Source organism: Thiolapillus sp. (genome assembly GCF_048562965.1).
Lineage (GTDB): Bacteria > Pseudomonadota > Gammaproteobacteria > Chromatiales > Chromatiaceae > Thiolapillus > Thiolapillus brandeum_A.
Genome location: NZ_JBHNMF010000038.1, coordinates 1 through 14897, shown reverse-complemented (window position 1 = coordinate 14897; position 14897 = coordinate 1). Strand labels below are relative to the sequence as shown.

At 57.8% G+C, this 14897-nt stretch carries 18 protein-coding genes and 1 tRNA gene; 17 read left to right on the top strand and 2 right to left on the bottom strand.

Annotation, left to right across the window (positions count from 1 at the left end):
- Window positions 1-155: 155 nt before the first annotated feature.
- From ACOCD2_RS04070 to ACOCD2_RS04060, 3 genes are read left to right on the top strand one after another with little or no spacing between them, the layout of a single operon-like run.
- Window positions 156-1457 carry a FecR domain-containing protein gene (locus tag ACOCD2_RS04070; protein ID WP_293648761.1) on the top strand — a complete coding sequence of 434 codons (1302 nt, stop codon included), beginning with the start codon at window positions 156-158 and terminating at the stop codon, window positions 1455-1457.
- Between the two features lie 10 nt (window positions 1458-1467).
- Window positions 1468-2163: a CHASE2 domain-containing protein gene (locus ACOCD2_RS04065; RefSeq protein WP_293648764.1), complete on the top strand. Its 696-nt coding sequence runs from the start codon at window positions 1468-1470 to the stop codon at window positions 2161-2163.
- Entirely contained in the window at window positions 2160-3116 is a 957-nt protein-coding gene (locus ACOCD2_RS04060; RefSeq protein ID WP_293648767.1) for a diguanylate cyclase, read from the top strand. Before ACOCD2_RS04065 ends, ACOCD2_RS04060 begins: the two co-directional genes overlap by 4 nt.
- On the opposite strand, the gene ACOCD2_RS04055 is transcribed toward ACOCD2_RS04060, so the two are convergent.
- Both ACOCD2_RS04055 and ACOCD2_RS04050 read right to left on the bottom strand, forming a co-directional pair.
- On the bottom strand, window positions 3113-3727 hold the full coding sequence (locus ACOCD2_RS04055; protein WP_293648770.1) for a GGDEF domain-containing protein: 615 nt from the start codon (window positions 3725-3727) through the stop codon (window positions 3113-3115). The two genes, ACOCD2_RS04060 and ACOCD2_RS04055, sit on opposite strands and share 4 nt — an antisense overlap.
- Window positions 3637-4767, bottom strand: coding sequence for a response regulator (locus ACOCD2_RS04050; protein WP_293679630.1), 1131 nt, complete (start codon window positions 4765-4767; stop codon window positions 3637-3639). Before ACOCD2_RS04050 ends, ACOCD2_RS04055 begins: the two co-directional genes overlap by 91 nt.
- 320 nt (window positions 4768-5087) lie before the next feature.
- Here ACOCD2_RS04050 and ACOCD2_RS04045 point away from each other — a divergent pair, with 320 nt between their 5' ends.
- From ACOCD2_RS04045 to ACOCD2_RS03980, 14 genes are all read left to right on the top strand, one after another.
- A complete protein-coding gene (locus ACOCD2_RS04045) occupies window positions 5088-5837 on the top strand; it encodes a YebC/PmpR family DNA-binding transcriptional regulator (protein ID WP_293645716.1) in 750 nt (249 codons plus the stop codon).
- A complete protein-coding gene (ruvC, locus tag ACOCD2_RS04040) occupies window positions 5834-6325 on the top strand; it encodes a crossover junction endodeoxyribonuclease RuvC (RefSeq protein WP_293645718.1) in 492 nt (163 codons plus the stop codon). Before ACOCD2_RS04045 ends, ruvC begins: the two co-directional genes overlap by 4 nt.
- Complete coding sequence (gene ruvA / locus ACOCD2_RS04035) at window positions 6322-6924, top strand: Holliday junction branch migration protein RuvA (RefSeq protein ID WP_293645720.1); 603 nt, start codon at window positions 6322-6324, stop codon at window positions 6922-6924. The genes ruvC and ruvA overlap by 4 nt, the downstream gene beginning before the upstream one ends.
- Before the next feature lie 6 nt (window positions 6925-6930).
- A complete protein-coding gene (gene ruvB, locus ACOCD2_RS04030; protein ID WP_293645722.1) occupies window positions 6931-7971 on the top strand; it encodes a Holliday junction branch migration DNA helicase RuvB in 1041 nt (346 codons plus the stop codon).
- Window positions 7968-8375 (top strand): tol-pal system-associated acyl-CoA thioesterase, encoded by a 408-nt coding sequence (gene ybgC, locus ACOCD2_RS04025; protein WP_293645724.1) that lies wholly within the window; start codon window positions 7968-7970, stop codon window positions 8373-8375. Before ruvB ends, ybgC begins: the two co-directional genes overlap by 4 nt.
- Window positions 8365-9054 carry a protein TolQ gene (tolQ, locus tag ACOCD2_RS04020; protein WP_293645726.1) on the top strand — a complete coding sequence of 230 codons (690 nt, stop codon included), beginning with the start codon at window positions 8365-8367 and terminating at the stop codon, window positions 9052-9054. The genes ybgC and tolQ overlap by 11 nt, the downstream gene beginning before the upstream one ends.
- Window positions 9054-9476, top strand: a complete 423-nt coding sequence (tolR, locus tag ACOCD2_RS04015; RefSeq protein WP_293645728.1) for a protein TolR — start codon at window positions 9054-9056, stop codon at window positions 9474-9476. The genes tolQ and tolR overlap by 1 nt, the downstream gene beginning before the upstream one ends.
- Complete coding sequence (tolA, locus tag ACOCD2_RS04010; protein ID WP_293652426.1) at window positions 9476-10432, top strand: cell envelope integrity protein TolA; 957 nt, start codon at window positions 9476-9478, stop codon at window positions 10430-10432. Before tolR ends, tolA begins: the two co-directional genes overlap by 1 nt.
- The gene (tolB, locus tag ACOCD2_RS04005; RefSeq protein ID WP_293645734.1) at window positions 10429-11727 is read left to right on the top strand and encodes a Tol-Pal system beta propeller repeat protein TolB; all 1299 of its coding nucleotides are present in this window, start codon (window positions 10429-10431) and stop codon (window positions 11725-11727) included. The genes tolA and tolB overlap by 4 nt, the downstream gene beginning before the upstream one ends.
- Before the next feature lie 12 nt (window positions 11728-11739).
- The gene (gene pal, locus ACOCD2_RS04000) at window positions 11740-12264 is read left to right on the top strand and encodes a peptidoglycan-associated lipoprotein Pal (RefSeq protein WP_293652427.1); all 525 of its coding nucleotides are present in this window, start codon (window positions 11740-11742) and stop codon (window positions 12262-12264) included.
- 57 nt (window positions 12265-12321) lie between these two features.
- On the top strand, window positions 12322-13107 hold the full coding sequence (ybgF, locus tag ACOCD2_RS03995; RefSeq protein WP_293645738.1) for a tol-pal system protein YbgF: 786 nt from the start codon (window positions 12322-12324) through the stop codon (window positions 13105-13107).
- Window positions 13107-13748 carry a 7-carboxy-7-deazaguanine synthase QueE gene (queE, locus tag ACOCD2_RS03990; RefSeq protein ID WP_293645740.1) on the top strand — a complete coding sequence of 214 codons (642 nt, stop codon included), beginning with the start codon at window positions 13107-13109 and terminating at the stop codon, window positions 13746-13748. Before ybgF ends, queE begins: the two co-directional genes overlap by 1 nt.
- A complete protein-coding gene (queC, locus tag ACOCD2_RS03985) occupies window positions 13745-14440 on the top strand; it encodes a 7-cyano-7-deazaguanine synthase QueC (RefSeq protein ID WP_293645742.1) in 696 nt (231 codons plus the stop codon). The genes queE and queC overlap by 4 nt, the downstream gene beginning before the upstream one ends.
- A 49-nt stretch (window positions 14441-14489) precedes the next feature.
- Window positions 14490-14565, top strand: a tRNA-Lys gene (locus tag ACOCD2_RS03980).
- Window positions 14566-14897: the final 332 nt, after the last annotated feature.

Below are 14897 nucleotides of genomic sequence, written 5' to 3'. Positions count from 1 at the left end.
CTTGGGCAAGTAATCAATGAAATGGGATAACTCACCAGCCAGCCTTCTCAGAAGGCTGGCATCAAAGCCCCCTTATAGGGGGCAAAAGGCAAGTCTGCGTTCTAAGAACGCAGATTTTTACGAACAAAGCCGAGAAACTGCCACTGAAACCCGGAATGTCGCTGGTAGCGGGGGACAGGGTGATTTGCGGTGAAAACAGCACGGCACTGCTTTCCCTGGAAGACAACAGCAGTATCCTGTTGCAGGAAAACAGCGAGCTGGAGTTCACACGCCTGAAAACCCTCGGGGGAGGCAAGCGCAAGAGCATGAATGCAAGGCTGAAGGTGAATCAGTGGCGCATGAACATGACTGCCAATCCCGCCCATATTCCTGACAGCAGCTACGAAATACTCACTGTATCCGCCAACTCGGCGGTGCGTGGAACCGGATTCCGCATTGGTGTCGAAAAAGAAAGCTCCCGCACGGAAGTGCTGGACGGACTCGTCAGCGTGGGCAATGCCTGGGGCAATGTGGACGTACCAAAGAATTTCGGCACCGTGGCGAAGAAGGACAGTCCGCCCATCAGGCAGGTTGAGCTTCTGTCCGCACCGGACCTGGACAGCTTTCCCACTCTGATAAGGTATCTCCCGACGGTTGTAGCCCTGAACAGCCTCGCCCAAGCGCATGGCTATCGTGTTCAGGTTGCGCGGGACGCCGCTTTCACCGATATCCGTCTGGATCGCATCGTCAGGGAAAAGCTGATGATCGATCAGAAGCTCGAGGATGGAAAATACTATCTGCGCGTTCGTGGAGTGGATGCCAATGGCCTGGAAGGAAACAATGCTGAAAAGATATTCCGAATCGATGCCCGGCCGGAAGCACCAATGGCACGTACTCCCTTGTCCGACAGGGTGCTGCATGTGGGCGATGTGGACTTTTCCTGGGCGGCGGTAGAAGGCGTGAGCAGCTACCTGTTAGAACTTGCCCGTGATGCGGATTTTACACAGCTGCAGAAAAAAGAGTCCCTGCCAGGGACTGACACCACCCTAGAGATCAGGGAGCCGGGAAACTATTACTACCGTTTGTCTTCGGTTACTGCCGATGGCCGGCAGGGTCCTCCCGGCAAGGCGGTACAGATCCGGGTTTTACCGGTACCTGCAGTACCCGAACCCGAGCCACCGGCTGTCGAAGGTGATAAGCTGCGCCTAGCCTGGCAGAAAGTGGAAGGTATTGCCAGCTACCAGATACAGCTTGCCGCCGACCCTGATTTCCACGAACTGGTGGCGGATATCAGAACCACGAAACCCTGGATACAGATACACCGTCCTCCGGGTGGTTACTATTATTTCCGCCTGAGATCCATCGATACGGAAGGTTATGAAGGAGGCTTCGGTACGCCGCGACGTTTCGAGGTTGAACCGGGCAGCTATCTGCCTGTGATCCTGTTTGTACTTGCTTCCGCCTTGCTGCTGCTCTAGCCTTTGTTGCATGAACAGCTACCTTGAAAAGGCGGGTGCCAGCCGTACAGTGCTGCTGGTAGTGGTTGTTGCGTTGACGCTGCTCATTGACTTCAGTGGCATCAGCTGGCGCATGGAGCAAATGGTCACCGATACGGTATCGTCGCTGATCAAGCCTGTTCCTGCCAGCGATATCGCTATTGTTGCCATCGATGAAAAGAGTCTGCGCAAATACGGCCGATGGCCCTGGTCGCGGCGCCTGCATGCACGCCTGCTGGATCGCCTCAGGCAGGCCAAGTCGGGGCCTGTCGCTTTCGATGTACTCTTTGCGGATGCCAATGGCAGTGATCCCGCCGGGGATGGGTTGTTTGCCACGGCGATTGCCGCTCACGGCAAGGTGGTGCTGGCCATGAGCAGTGATGAGGATCCCGGTGATGGTGAAGTAACCGAAGTGCTGCCCTATGCGGTTTTTTCCGATGTGGCGGCCGCTATCGGGCATACGGACATGGCCGTCGACCGCGACGGGATTGTGCGCGGCGCCTACCTGCTCGCCGGCGCCGGCGCCCCACGCTGGCCGGATCTTGCCCTTGCTGCCTTATACCTTTCCGGAAAATTCCGGGTCATGGATATTCCGGGAGAGACCTTTACTTCCCAGCAGCCGGGACACAGGGGGCACTGGGTCAGGAGCAACAAGTTTATTCCTTCACCGATGTGGTTGAAGGCATGATTGACAGCGAAAAACTTGCCGGGAAGACGCTCTTTGTCGGTATCACTGCTGCAGCGATTCGCCGTACCTTCTCGATTCCGGACATGGCTTCCGGCGTGATGAGCGGCGTGGAAATTCATGCCAATACCTTCAATGCCCTGGAAAAGAACCTGATTGCGACGAATGCGCAAGGGTTGCTCCACCTGGTTGGGCTGACCCTGCTGGCTGTCGCTGGTGGGTTGATCCTGCTTTTCTCGCGTTCACAATGCATGCTCTGCCGTCTTCTGGTTGCAGTGACTGTCACGACGGTTCTGTCCCTGCTTGTCATGCTTGTGTCGGGAGTGTTGCTGCCGGTGGTTCCCCTGTGGCTGTCCTTGGTCATTGTCAGTTATCTGCTCGCCCGGCGACACATTGGCAGCCTGCAGAAAAACTCCACCAGGGATCCACTGACCGGTCTGTGCAACCGGCGCGCCTTTGAGGAACACTTCCAAAACATGTGGCGTTTGAACAGCCGTCACAAGCGAATGCTGTTTCTGATGATGATCGATGTGGATCATTTCAAGCGTTTTAATGACCTGATGGGACATTTGAAGGGAGACGCGGCGCTGAAGGAAATCGGCAGGTACCTCCAGAGTAAGGCCCGGCGGGCGGGAGATATGGCCTGCCGTATCGGCGGTGAAGAATTCGTAGTGTTGCTCGACATGGACAAGCAGGAACCGCGTGATGTGGAGGCTTACGCGCAACAAATCGTCAAAGGCATTCGGGATCTGGGTATCGACTGCCATGATGAAACCAGGCAATACCGACTGACGGTAAGCCTGGGCTGTGCCGGCGTGGTGCCGGGACCCGGCCATACACGGGATGAGTTGTTCAACATGGCTGACAAGGCACTCTATCAGGCCAAGGCAGCGGGCAGGAACCAGATGTCTTGCGGTTGGCCGGATGAGCTTCTCTCTGCTGGAAATGCGGGCTAGCCCTGGCTGGTCGTAGAAAGAGGCATCTTTTCTGGCTCATCGGGATAAGAGCAGTAGCGTACGCAGTTGCGGCCCTTCTTTTTAGCGCGATAAACGGCCTGATCTGCTGCCTTGAGCATCTTGTCCAGATCAGGCGAACAGCGCTTTGGCACACGGGTGACACCGATGCTGGTCGTGACCCGTATGCCCGCGGGACACAGGTGTTCTGTTTTCTTTCTCAGGCGTCGCGCAGTCTTCATCGCGGCTTTTTTTCCGCAATGAGGCAGTAATACGACGAATTCTTCACCGCCGTAGCGGGCAACCAGGTCATCGCTACGGCATTCTGATACCAGTAACTTGCCCACAGCAGACAAAACCTTGTCGCCCATGTCGTGACCAAAGGAATCATTGATGTTCTTGAAAAGATCCAGGTCGAGCAGCAGGAAGCTCATGCTGTCGGGACTGGATCGGGCCTGCTTGAGATAGATACCCGCCAGTTCGGAAAAGCCGTGGCGGTTGTAACAGCCGGTAAGATGATCCCTTACCGCCATCGCTGCCAGCCATGGAGAGCGAAGCGAAGGCTGGTAGACCCCAGTAGCCGCGAGGCCGCACTGCTTACCCGTCGTGCGCATAGCGCCAGAGGGGAAGCAAAGTAGGCATCCAAACGCGGCGTCCAGTCATTGGGAGCCAAGTACGGAGCAGCAACGAGCTTGCGAAGTTGTTGCGTAGTGCTGGGTGACCAGGACGGCTGGGGCACCAATAGGTTGTCAAAGGCCGAGTCGATTTTGGGGACTGGGATGTCCCAAAATCTATCACGAGGCCGAAGACACACTTGATCATAGAGTTCTGCCTGCTGTCCCTCGACCTTGTCCGCCAGCAGCTTGTTGCTGATGAGGTTGGAGACACGGATGACCAGCTCTTCCTTCAGCACCGGTTTGGTGATGTAGTCACTGGTGCCGGCGCGAAACAGTTCCTGCCGCCGGGCGGCATCGTCATAGCCGGTGATGGTCAGCACGGGGATGCGCCTGCCTATGCCCGGCAGGCTGCGTATGTGGCGCAGCAGCGTCAGGCCACTGGCTTCGCCCTTGAGCAGAACATCTGTTATCACCAGATCGAAATCCGAGATCCTGAAGCTGGCCATGGCTGCTTCTGCAGTGCGAAAATGCGTGATTTCCAGTCCCATGCCTTCGAGTATCTGCATGTTCATGACAGCCTGGGTCAGGCTGTCTTCCACATACATGACCTTGCTGCCCCGCAGATGGACATGCCTGCTGTGCTTCAGACACCTGGCTATCTGCCGGGAAATGCTTTTGTGCCCGGATTTGTAGATGACCTCTGTGACCCCAGCGCGCAGCGCATGGGAGCGCAGTGTGCGGCTTTTGTCCGATGTGAGCATGATGACAACCACGCTGGGGTCGTCACGGCGTATCTCCTTCACCAGCTCAATGGCGTTGCCTCCCTCGAAATACATGTTCATACAGATGAGCTGATAGTTACCGGCGTGAAGCCGGGCGAGTGCAGACTGCCGGGAATCGGCAATGACCGAGCTGTACCCCAGGTGGGCAAACTGTTCGGACAGAAACCGGTGGTACAGGGGGCTGTTTTCGATGAGCAGCGCCTGTTTGCGCAAGCGGCTTCCGGTGGGTTTTTTCTGGTTTGATGTGAGGGACATTTTTGCCAGGTCGCCGCGGTTGAAAGAGAGAAGCTCTTTTTGTATATAGCAGAAGCGCCGCGTGAAAAGGGTATGCAGTCCTGATTGTGTGAAGGTGTTCAAACAGGAAATTGCAAGCTCTTGAACTCGTTCGGGTTTTTTCGCAGAGGCGGTCGATTGCAAATGTCGGTTGCAAAGCGTGGTGTGGCCGGCCTTACCGGCAGGCATTTGCTGAGGGAATGCCCGGCTGCTCATGCTAGAATCTGCGGATATTCTCAACAGATAACACACATCCCGAGGCCAGGGCCCTGGTTTTCGGGATCGGCGACATGAGGTAGACGATGGCAGGTCACAGCAAATGGGCAAACATCAAGCACAAGAAAGCGGCAAATGACAAGAAACGCGGCAAGCTCTGGTCAAAACTGATTCGTGAAGTCACGGTGGCCGCAAAGGAAGGCGGCGGAGACATCGACGCCAATCCACGCCTGCGACTGGCGGTGGACAAGGCTCAGGGCGCCAATATGCCCAAGGACACCATCGATCGTGCCATCAAGCGGGGGGCTGGAGGCCTGGATGGAGACAATTACGAAGAGATCCGTTATGAAGGCTATGGTCCTGGCGGAACGGCCATCATGGTCGATTGCATGACCGATAACCGCAACCGCACCGCTTCCGAAGTGCGTCATGCCTTTACCAAGCACGGCGGCAATCTGGGTACGGACGGTTCTGTTGCCTATCTTTTTGAAAAGAAAGGCATTATCAGCTATGCGCCGGGGGCGGATGAAGACGCCATCATGGAAGCGGCGCTGGAAGCCGGTGCCGATGATGTGGTTGCCAATGATGACGGCAGCATCGATGTCTTCACCACGCCGGAGGACTTTTCCAATGTGAATCAGGCCATGCAGGATGCCGGCTTGAAAGCGGATCATGCAGAAGTCAGCTTCGAAGCCAGCACCAAGGCGGAAATGGACCAGGAAGGAGCGGAAAAGCTCATGCGGCTAGTGGATGCCCTGGAAGATCTCGACGATGTGCAGGAAGTCTATTCCAATGCGGAAATATCCGAAGAGATCATGGAGTCTCTGGACGCTTGAGGATCCTCGGCATAGATCCGGGGTCCCGGGTGACCGGTTTTGGTGTTATCGACAGTGACGGACGCCACAGCCGGCATGTGTTCAGCGGCTGCATCCGCACCAGCAGCAAGGATTTTTCCGCCCGCCTGGGTGAGATATTTTCCGGTATACAGGCTGTGCTCGAGGAACACGCGCCGGAGCAGGTTGCCGTAGAGCAGGTCTTCATGGCCAGCAATCCTTCTTCGGCGCTCAAGCTGGGTCATGCCCGCGGCGCTGCCATCACGGCTGCGGTGGTCGCGGAGCTGCCTGTCTATGAATACACTCCCCGGGCCGTCAAACTCGCTTTGGTGGGGACAGGCGCCGCGGAAAAGGAGCAGGTGCAACACATGATCCGCCTGCTGCTGGGCGTGCGTCAGCGCATGGGCCTGGATGAATCGGATGCGCTGGCCGTGGCGCTGTGCCATGCCCATACGAACGTCAATGCAAACAAATTGCGGGGACTGTCATGATCGGTTTGCTGCGGGGCCGGGTTCTGGTGAAGCAGCCACCATCGCTGCTGCTGGAGGTCAATGGCGTGGGTTACGAAGTGGAAGCGCCCATGTCCACCTTCTACGATCTGCCCGACGGGGATCAGGAAGTGGTGCTCTACATCCACATGATGGTGCGTGACGACGCCCACAGCCTGTTCGGCTTCATCCGTGAATCCGACCGCGCGCTGTTTCGCAGCCTGCTCAAGGTCAACGGCGTGGGCGGCAAGATGGCGCTGGCGATCCTGTCAGGCATGAGTTCAGACGAGTTTTCCCTGTTCATCCAGTCCGGCGATGTGAAGGCCCTGTGCCGCCTGCCCGGCGTTGGCAAGAAAACTGCTGAACGCCTGATCATCGAGATGCGTGACCGGCTGGACAGGATAGAGGCCGCCTCGCCTCTGCTTGCCGCATCAGGTTCAGCATCGCAGGCTGGCTCTGCGGATGCTGATGCCGTCAGCGCCCTGGTCACCCTGGGCTACAAGGCGCCTGAAGCCAGCCGTATGGTGAGCGCAGTATTCGAAGCCGGTATGGACACGGAAACCCTGATCCGTATCGCACTGCAGAACAAGGCCAAAGGTTAAGGCGGCATGGAGGAGAGCGGAAGAATCATCGATCCTGCAGCCCTGTCCGATGACGTGGCTGTAGACCGGGCCATCCGTCCCTGCACCCTGGAAGAATATGTCGGTCAGCCCGCCGTGCGTGAACAGATGGAGATTTTCATCCCCGCAGCCCGGCAGCGCAACGAGGCGCTGGATCACGTACTGATCTTCGGTCCACCGGGGCTGGGCAAGACGACCCTGGCACATATCATCGCCAATGAAATGGGCGTGCATCTGCACCAGACCTCCGGGCCGGTGCTCGAAAAAGCCGGAGATCTGGCTGCGCTGCTGACCAATATGGAGCCTCACGACGTGCTGTTCGTGGATGAGATCCACCGTCTCAGCCCTGTGGTGGAGGAAGTGCTCTACCCGGGTATGGAAGACTACCAGCTGGATATCATGATCGGCGAGGGGCCTGCCGCCCGCTCCATCAAGGTGGATCTGCCGCCTTTCACCCTGGTCGGTGCAACCACCCGGGCGGGGCTGCTGACCTCGCCGCTGCGGGATCGCTTCGGCATCGTGCAGCGTCTGGAATTCTACAATGTGGATGACCTGACCCATATCATCCGGCGCTCTGCAGGTATCCTGGCCATGGAGATCGAGGAGGCCGGCGCGGTGGAAATCGCCCGCCGTTCCCGGGGAACGCCACGTATTGCCAACCGCCTACTGCGCCGGGTGCGTGACTATGCCCAGGTGAAAGGCGATGGCCGCATCACGGCGGAGATAGCGGATGCTGCCCTGTCCATGCTGAAGGTGGACAGCAATGGCATCGATCACATGGACCGGCGTCTGCTCATGGCGGTGCTGGAGAAATTCGATGGCGGTCCGGTCGGTGTGGACAGCCTGGCCGCCGCCATCGGAGAGGAACGGGGCACCATCGAAGACGTGCTCGAACCTTTCCTCATTCAGCAGGGTTTTCTCATGCGTACGCCCAGGGGCCGCATGGCGACACGGCGGGCATTCGAATATTTCGGCTTCAAACCACGGCAGGATACGGTGCCAGACGATCTTTTTGGAGATGATTCGTGAACTATCGCTTTCCAGTGAGGGTCTACTACGAAGATACCGATGCCGCCGGCATCGTGTATTACGCCAACTACTTCCGCTTCATGGAGCGTGCACGCACCGAATGGCTGCGTGATCTGGGGTTCGAGCAGGATGTATTGCGCCGTGATTTCGGCATCGTGTTCGTGGTGCGCAGTGCCGCTGCGGATTATCGGGCGCCGGCAGTATTCAATGACCTGCTGTGGGTGACGGGTGAGCTGGTCGAGCACTCCCGCACCGCCATGACGATCGGGCAGAATGTTTATCGTCAGGAAGATGACAAGCTGCTGTGCGAGGGGGAGGTGGGTATCGTCTGCGTGGATATCGAATCCTTCAGACCCAGCCCCATACCGTCGGCCATACTGGAGAAAATAAAAAATGCAGAATGAGCTTTCCTTCCTGCAGCTGGTGCTGGATGCCAGTCCCCTGGTACAACTGGTCATGGCCAGCCTGCTGCTCGCGTCGGTGCTGTCCTGGACGGCGATCTTCGACCGTTCCCGTACCCTGCGCCGGGCCCAGCGTGCCGCGGATGACTTTGAAGACAAGTTCTGGTCCGGTGGGGACCTGGGTGACCTGTACCGGGGACTGGACCGCCATCCCGATGAGATTCAGGGCATGGCCATGGTGTTTCATGCCGGGTTCCGGGAATTCGCCCGGTTGAAAGATGCTTCGAACATGGATCCCATGGCCGTCGTGGAAGGCGCCAGGCGGGCCATGCACGTCGCCATGAGCCGCGAGATGGACAGCCTGGAGCGGCATCTTTCCTTCCTTGCCACTGTCGGTTCCACCAGCCCCTACGTGGGCCTGTTCGGTACCGTCTGGGGCATCATGAATTCATTCCACGCCCTGGGGAACGTCAAGCAGGCCACGCTGAACCTGGTCGCGCCGGGTATCGCCGAGGCCCTCATCGCCACCGCCATGGGCCTGTTTGCCGCCATCCCCGCCGTGGTGGCCTACAACAAATATGCTGATGCGGTGCAGCGACTGGAAAGCCGCTACGAGGATTTTGCCGAAGAGTTCGCCAACATCCTGCAGCGCCAGGCGCACATGCTCCTCGGTAAGAAGTAATGGCAAGGCGGGGTAAAAAACTGCGCCCCATGGCAGAGATCAATGTGGTGCCCTATATCGACGTCATGCTGGTGCTGCTGGTGATCTTCATGATCACCGCCCCGCTGCTCACCCAGGGGGTAAAGGTCGATCTGCCCCAGGCGGATGCTAAACCCATGGAGGAAGACGCCAAGCGGCCCCTGGTGGTGAGCGTGGACAGGGAAGGGCAGTATCACATCACCTACGATGACGACCGCACCCAGGCGGTGGACGGGGAAGAGCTGTTGCGCCAGGCGGGAGCGATCATCACGGCCAATCCGGGTATTCCCGTGCTGGTGAAAGGTGACCGCGCCGTGGACTATGGACAGGTCATCCAGGCGATGGTCCTGCTGCAGCAGGCCGGTGCACCGAATATCGGTCTGCTCACCGACCCAACCGAGTAATGCTGGATCTCATACGTCGCCATCCCCTGGGCTTTACGCTGGCAGTGCTTATGCATGTGGCGATCGTATTGCTGATGATTTTCGGCCTCGACTGGCTCAACCCGCCGGAGATCCAGAAGCCGACGGGACAAGTGGTGCAGGCGCGCCTGGTGGACACGGAACAGTTTGCCAGGCAAAAAGAGATCAAACACAAAACTGAAAAACGTCAGACAGAGCAGAAGCACCGGCAGGAAGAGAAAAAGAAAGAGGAACAGCAGCGCCGTGAGGTAGAACGCAAGAAACAGCTGGAGATCAAGAAACAGAAAGAACAGAAAAAGAAACAGGCGGAGCAGAAGAAGAAAGAAGAACAGCGCAAGAAGGCTGAAGCCGAGAAGAAGCGCAAGCTCGCCCTGAAGAAGAAAGAGGAAGAAAAAAAGAAAAAGCTGGAACTGGAGCGCAAGAAAAAACTCGAACAGGAGAAGAAACGCAAGGAAGAGGCACGCAAGAAGGAGGAAGCAAAGAAAAAGGCCGAGGCCAAAAAGAAGGCGGAGGCAAAGAAGAAGGCAGCGCTGGAGCGCAAGAAAAAGGAAGAAGCCGAGCGCAAGCGCAAGGCAGCGGAAGCAAAGCGTCTCGCTGATCAGAAAGCGCGGGAAGCCGAGCGGCAGGCCCAGTGGGCGGCAGAACGAGATGGCAGGGAGCGGGACAGTGTAACGGCGGCAATCAAGCGCAAGGTGCAGAACAGCTGGTTACGCCCGCCGGGCGCTGCCGGCAGGGATCTCCAGGCAACGGTGCGCGTGCGGCTGAACGACAGTGGTTCGGTATCGCTGGTGCGGGTGATAAAACCCAGTGGCAGCAGTGCCTTCGACCGCTCGGTGGTTTCGGCGGTGAACAAAGCGGACCCCTTGCCCATGCCAAAGTCGCCCACGCTGATATCGGAATTCAGAGAATTTACATTCATATTCAGGCCAAACAAATGAAGAAACTGTCAGGAATCCTTATCAGTCTGCTGTTGCTGCTGAGCACCCAGGTGCAGGCGAAGCTGGTGATCGAGATCACCGAAGGTGTGGAAGGCGCGTTGCCGATTGCGGTGGTGCCGTTCAAATGGATGGGTGATGCGGCCACACCGCCGCCGGAAGATATCGGGCAGATCATTGCTGCAGATCTGAAGCGCAGCGGCTATTTCAAGACGCTGGACGAGGCACAGATGCTGGCCCGGCCATCGACCATGACTGAAGTGGATTTCCGGGACTGGCGCGCGTTGCGGCAGGACAATCTCGTGATCGGCCGTATCGAACCCAACGGTCCGGGCGGCTATAAGCTGCGTTTCCAGCTGTTCGATGTTTACCAGGGCGAGCAGCTCATCGGCTACAATTTTTCCACCACGGCCAAGGACCTGCGGGCCATCGCACATCACATTGCCGACCTCGTCTATGAAACCCTGACAGGCACCAAGGGAGCTTTCGCCACGCGGATTGCCTATGTGGTTTCGGAAGGTTCGCCCAAATCGCCCAAGCTTTCCCTGCGCATCGCCGATTCGGATGGCTACAATGCACAGACCATCGTTTCTTCCACGGAGCCCCTGATGTCACCGGCCTGGTCGCCGGATGGCCGCAAGCTGGCCTATGTTTCCTTCGAGAACGGCCGTCCTTCAATCTGGATTCAGGAAGTGTTTACCGGAAAACGGGAAAAGATCACCAGCTTCAAGGGTATCAATGGTGCACCGGCCTTCTCACCGGACGGGCACTATCTGGCCATGGCCCTGTCGAAGGATGGCAATCCCGATATCTACATCATGGATCTGGCGCGACGCAAGCTGCGTCGGGTGGTAAGGCACTGGGCTATCGAAACAGAACCTTCCTGGTCGCCGGACGGGCGCAAGCTGCTGTTCACCTCGGATCGCGGCGGGTCTCCGCAGATCTACCAGGTTTCGGTTACCGGAGGCGATGTCAAACGTCTTACATTCGAGAACAGATATAATGCCCGTGCATCCTATGCGCCGGATGGAAAATCCATTACCCTCATTACCCGGGTGGGCAGTCAGTACCGGATCGGCGTGATGGATCTGCGCACCGGTTCCATTACGGTGCTGACCGACGGCAGGCTGGACGAGTCGCCCAGCTTTGCGCCCAATGGCAGCATGATTATTTACGCCACTAGGTACAAGGGGAAGGGCGTGCTGGCTGCAGTATCTACAGACGGCCGGGTCAAGCAGCGGCTGGCCCTGCAATCAGGCGATGTACGGGATCCCGTATGGTCTCCGTATTACAAATAGGAGTATGAAAAGATGAAAAAAACGATGTTTTTGCTGTTAACCCTGATCTTTAGCATGGCGCTGCTGTCGGGGTGCAGTTCCACCGGTGGGCCACAGGATGAAGAAGGTGCCGGCACCGAAATGGGAGGAGGGAGCGGCACCAATACCTCTGCAGCCGGCGGCGGTGGCGCATGGACAGGTTCTCCTCTGGAAGATCCCAACAGCCCCCTGTATGAAAAAGTGGTCTATTTCGATTTCGATACCGCAGAGATCCGGCCGGAATACGTCGATACCCTGCGTGCTCACGCAGAGTACCTGGTGAATACGCCTTCTGCCCGCCTGGTGATCGAAGGTCACTGCGATGAAAGAGGCTCGAGAGAATACAACATCGCCCTGGGTGAGCGCCGGGCAGATTCGGTAAAACGCTTCCTCGAAGCGGAAGGCGTCAGTCCGGTGCAGCTGGAAACCGTCAGTTATGGCGAAGAGCGTCCTGTGGACCTGGGCCACAATGAAGAGGCCTGGGCGAAAAACCGTCGTGCTGAACTGGTCTATCAGTAATCTTTGATTAGGGGGTTCCGCCAGAGGGCGTCCCCGGTTTGCAGGAAGAACCGAGAAATGAAGAAAAGCAGGCTGTTAGCACCGTTCCTGGGGGCGGTATTGTTCTCCCAGGGTGCCGTTCATGCTGCGGATGACGCTTTGGAGCAGCGTCTGCAGCGTCTGGAGCGTCGCGTGGGGCATATTACCGAGCTGATGCTCGAAGTGCAGGCCCTCAAGCGCACCAACCGGGAGCTTCAGGGGCAGGTGGAAGAGCAGCAGCATATGCTGGAGCGCCTGCGTAAGAAGCAGCGCGAGCTGTATCTTGATCTGGATGAACGGCTGGGCCACCTGCAGGGCGGCGCACCTGCAGCCGCGCCGGCCCCCGAGGAACGGCCTGCTGAAGCGCCCGCAGCCAAGCCCGTGCCCGGCAGCCCAACGGCTCCTCCGCCTGCAGCCCGATCATCTTCCTCCAATCCTGCCCGGGAACAGGCGGATTACGATGCTGCCTATGCCTGGCTGCATCCCTCCAAGCGGCGCTACAAGGATGCCATCAACGGTTTCAACGCCTTTCTTGCCAAGTACCCCCAGAGTGATCTTGCGGACAACGCCTTGTACTGGCTGGGCGAAAGCTATTACGTCACCCAGGACAACAAGTCGGCCCTGGCCGCTTTCGATCGCCTGCTGAAAGAGTTCCCCTCCAGCGACAAGGTACCGGGCGCCTTGCTCAAGAAAGGCTATATCCTGGATGCCATGGGAAAACGCAAGGAGGCACGTGACACGCTGCAGCAGGTGCTGGATCGCTACCCCTCATCTTCTGTGGCCAGCATGGCCAAGGCTCGCCTGAAGCATATGAAGTCGCGGTAGTGTCCCGTCTGCGCATCAGTGAAATCTTTTATTCATTGCAGGGAGAAAGCCGCAGCGTGGGCTTTCCGACCGTGTTCGTGCGGCTCACCGGCTGCCCCCTGCGCTGTGGCTACTGCGACACTGCCTATGCATTCAAGGGTGGTGAATGGATGGCGCTGGAAGAGATTTGTGATCGGGTGGCGGCATACCATCCCCGCCATGTGACTGTCACGGGTGGTGAACCCCTGGCCCAGAAGCAGGTTCTGCCGCTGCTCACGAGATTGTGCGATGCCGGTTACGAAGTATCCCTGGAAACCAGCGGCAGCATTGTCCTCGATGGTGTGGACGACCGCGTGGTCACCGTCATGGACATCAAGACGCCGGGTTCCGGCGAAATGGAAAAGAACCGCTGGGGGAATCTGCAGCAGCTTTCAGCGAAAGATCAGGTCAAGTTCGTCCTGTGTGACCGGGGTGACTATGACTGGGCCAAGCAGCAGCTGCGGGAGTATGAGCTGGCTGAGCGGTGCGAGGTGCTGTTCTCCCCAGTTCATGGAAAACTGGAGCCTGCAGAGCTGGCGAACTGGATCGTGCAGGACAACCTGCCGGTGCGTTTCCAGCTGCAACTTCACAAGATCCTGTGGGGAAATGAGGCAGGCCGATGAATGACAGGCAGAAAAAAGTGGTGGTGCTGCTTTCCGGCGGGCTGGATTCCGCCACCGTGCTGGCCATCGCAAAGGATTCGGGCTATGACTGCCACGCCCTGAGCTTCGATTATGGCCAGCGGCACAGTGCCGAACTGGCCGCGTCCCGCCGGATTGCCGAAGCCATGGGGGTGGCCGAACACAAGGTTCTGCGCCTGGATCTGGGCAGTATCGGCGGTTCGGCGCTGACCGATATGGACATCGCCGTTCCCGAGGAGGAGGCTGAAGGTATTCCCGTCACTTATGTGCCGGCACGCAATACCGTGTTCCTGTCCCTGGCACTGGGCTGGGCAGAAGTGCTCGGCGCCATGGATATCTTCATCGGCGTGAATGCGGTGGATTATTCCGGTTATCCGGATTGTCGCCCGGAGTTCATACAAGCTTTTGAAAATATGGCGAATTTGGCAACAAAGGCCGGTGTGGAGGGTGAGGGGTTCCGCATACAGGCGCCACTCATCGCAATGACCAAGGCGGAAATCATCCGGACGGGTATGGCGCGGGGGGTCGATTATGCCCTGACCGTCTCCTGCTACCAGGCCGATGAGCACGGGTGTGCCTGCGGAATCTGTGATTCCTGCCGCCTGCGTGCCCAGGGCTTTCGGGAGGCGGGGGTGGATGATCCCACCTGTTATCGGGACAGCTCAAAAGTTTGAAAAAAGTATTTGAGAGATACGTTCTTCGCTGTATAATGCGCGCTCTTCCGGGCCGTTAGCTCAGCCGGTAGAGCAGTTGACTTTTAATCAATTGGTCGGGCGTTCGAATCGCCCACGGCCCACCATACAAATCAAAGCCTGGCAGATATGCTGGGCTTTTTTTTGGATTTCAGTCTGCCCCTTCTCCTTGTGCTGTGTAAAAGTGATTCCCTGAGGTATCCCTGACCATAGCTCCATGACGCGGCGCCACCGGCCAATTTTGGGAAATCCTTGTCGCCTGAATCGGGGGCTTTGTTTCGCCCCTGCTGTTTCTCCGAATAAATCTGTGTATTGTGCTTAACTAGAGTTTAGAGTTTCAGAGGAGAAAAACCACTAAAAATCTCAAAAAATAGTTGACATAGCAAGGCGCGGCCTCTCAGAAGAGAAATCAACACAAACTTCTGGAGGCCGCTATGGA

What these genes read in the sequence shown, in the direction of transcription:
- ACOCD2_RS04070 (WP_293648761.1), top strand. Translation starts at nt 156, where the DNA reads ATGTCGCTGGTAGCGGGGGACAGGGTGATTTGCGGTGAAAACAGCACG.
- ACOCD2_RS04065 (WP_293648764.1), top strand. Translation starts at nt 1,468, where the DNA reads ATGAACAGCTACCTTGAAAAGGCGGGTGCCAGCCGTACAGTGCTGCTG.
- ACOCD2_RS04060 (WP_293648767.1), top strand. Translation starts at nt 2,160, where the DNA reads ATGATTGACAGCGAAAAACTTGCCGGGAAGACGCTCTTTGTCGGTATC.
- ACOCD2_RS04055 (WP_293648770.1), bottom strand. Translation starts at nt 3,727, where the DNA reads ATGCGCACGACGGGTAAGCAGTGCGGCCTCGCGGCTACTGGGGTCTAC.
- ACOCD2_RS04050 (WP_293679630.1), bottom strand. Translation starts at nt 4,767, where the DNA reads ATGTCCCTCACATCAAACCAGAAAAAACCCACCGGAAGCCGCTTGCGC.
- ACOCD2_RS04045 (WP_293645716.1), top strand. Translation starts at nt 5,088, where the DNA reads ATGGCAGGTCACAGCAAATGGGCAAACATCAAGCACAAGAAAGCGGCA.
- ruvA (WP_293645720.1), top strand. Translation starts at nt 6,322, where the DNA reads ATGATCGGTTTGCTGCGGGGCCGGGTTCTGGTGAAGCAGCCACCATCG.
- ruvB (WP_293645722.1), top strand. Translation starts at nt 6,931, where the DNA reads ATGGAGGAGAGCGGAAGAATCATCGATCCTGCAGCCCTGTCCGATGAC.
- tolQ (WP_293645726.1), top strand. Translation starts at nt 8,365, where the DNA reads ATGCAGAATGAGCTTTCCTTCCTGCAGCTGGTGCTGGATGCCAGTCCC.
- tolR (WP_293645728.1), top strand. Translation starts at nt 9,054, where the DNA reads ATGGCAAGGCGGGGTAAAAAACTGCGCCCCATGGCAGAGATCAATGTG.
- tolA (WP_293652426.1), top strand. Translation starts at nt 9,476, where the DNA reads ATGCTGGATCTCATACGTCGCCATCCCCTGGGCTTTACGCTGGCAGTG.
- tolB (WP_293645734.1), top strand. Translation starts at nt 10,429, where the DNA reads ATGAAGAAACTGTCAGGAATCCTTATCAGTCTGCTGTTGCTGCTGAGC.
- pal (WP_293652427.1), top strand. Translation starts at nt 11,740, where the DNA reads ATGAAAAAAACGATGTTTTTGCTGTTAACCCTGATCTTTAGCATGGCG.
- ybgF (WP_293645738.1), top strand. Translation starts at nt 12,322, where the DNA reads ATGAAGAAAAGCAGGCTGTTAGCACCGTTCCTGGGGGCGGTATTGTTC.
- queC (WP_293645742.1), top strand. Translation starts at nt 13,745, where the DNA reads ATGAATGACAGGCAGAAAAAAGTGGTGGTGCTGCTTTCCGGCGGGCTG.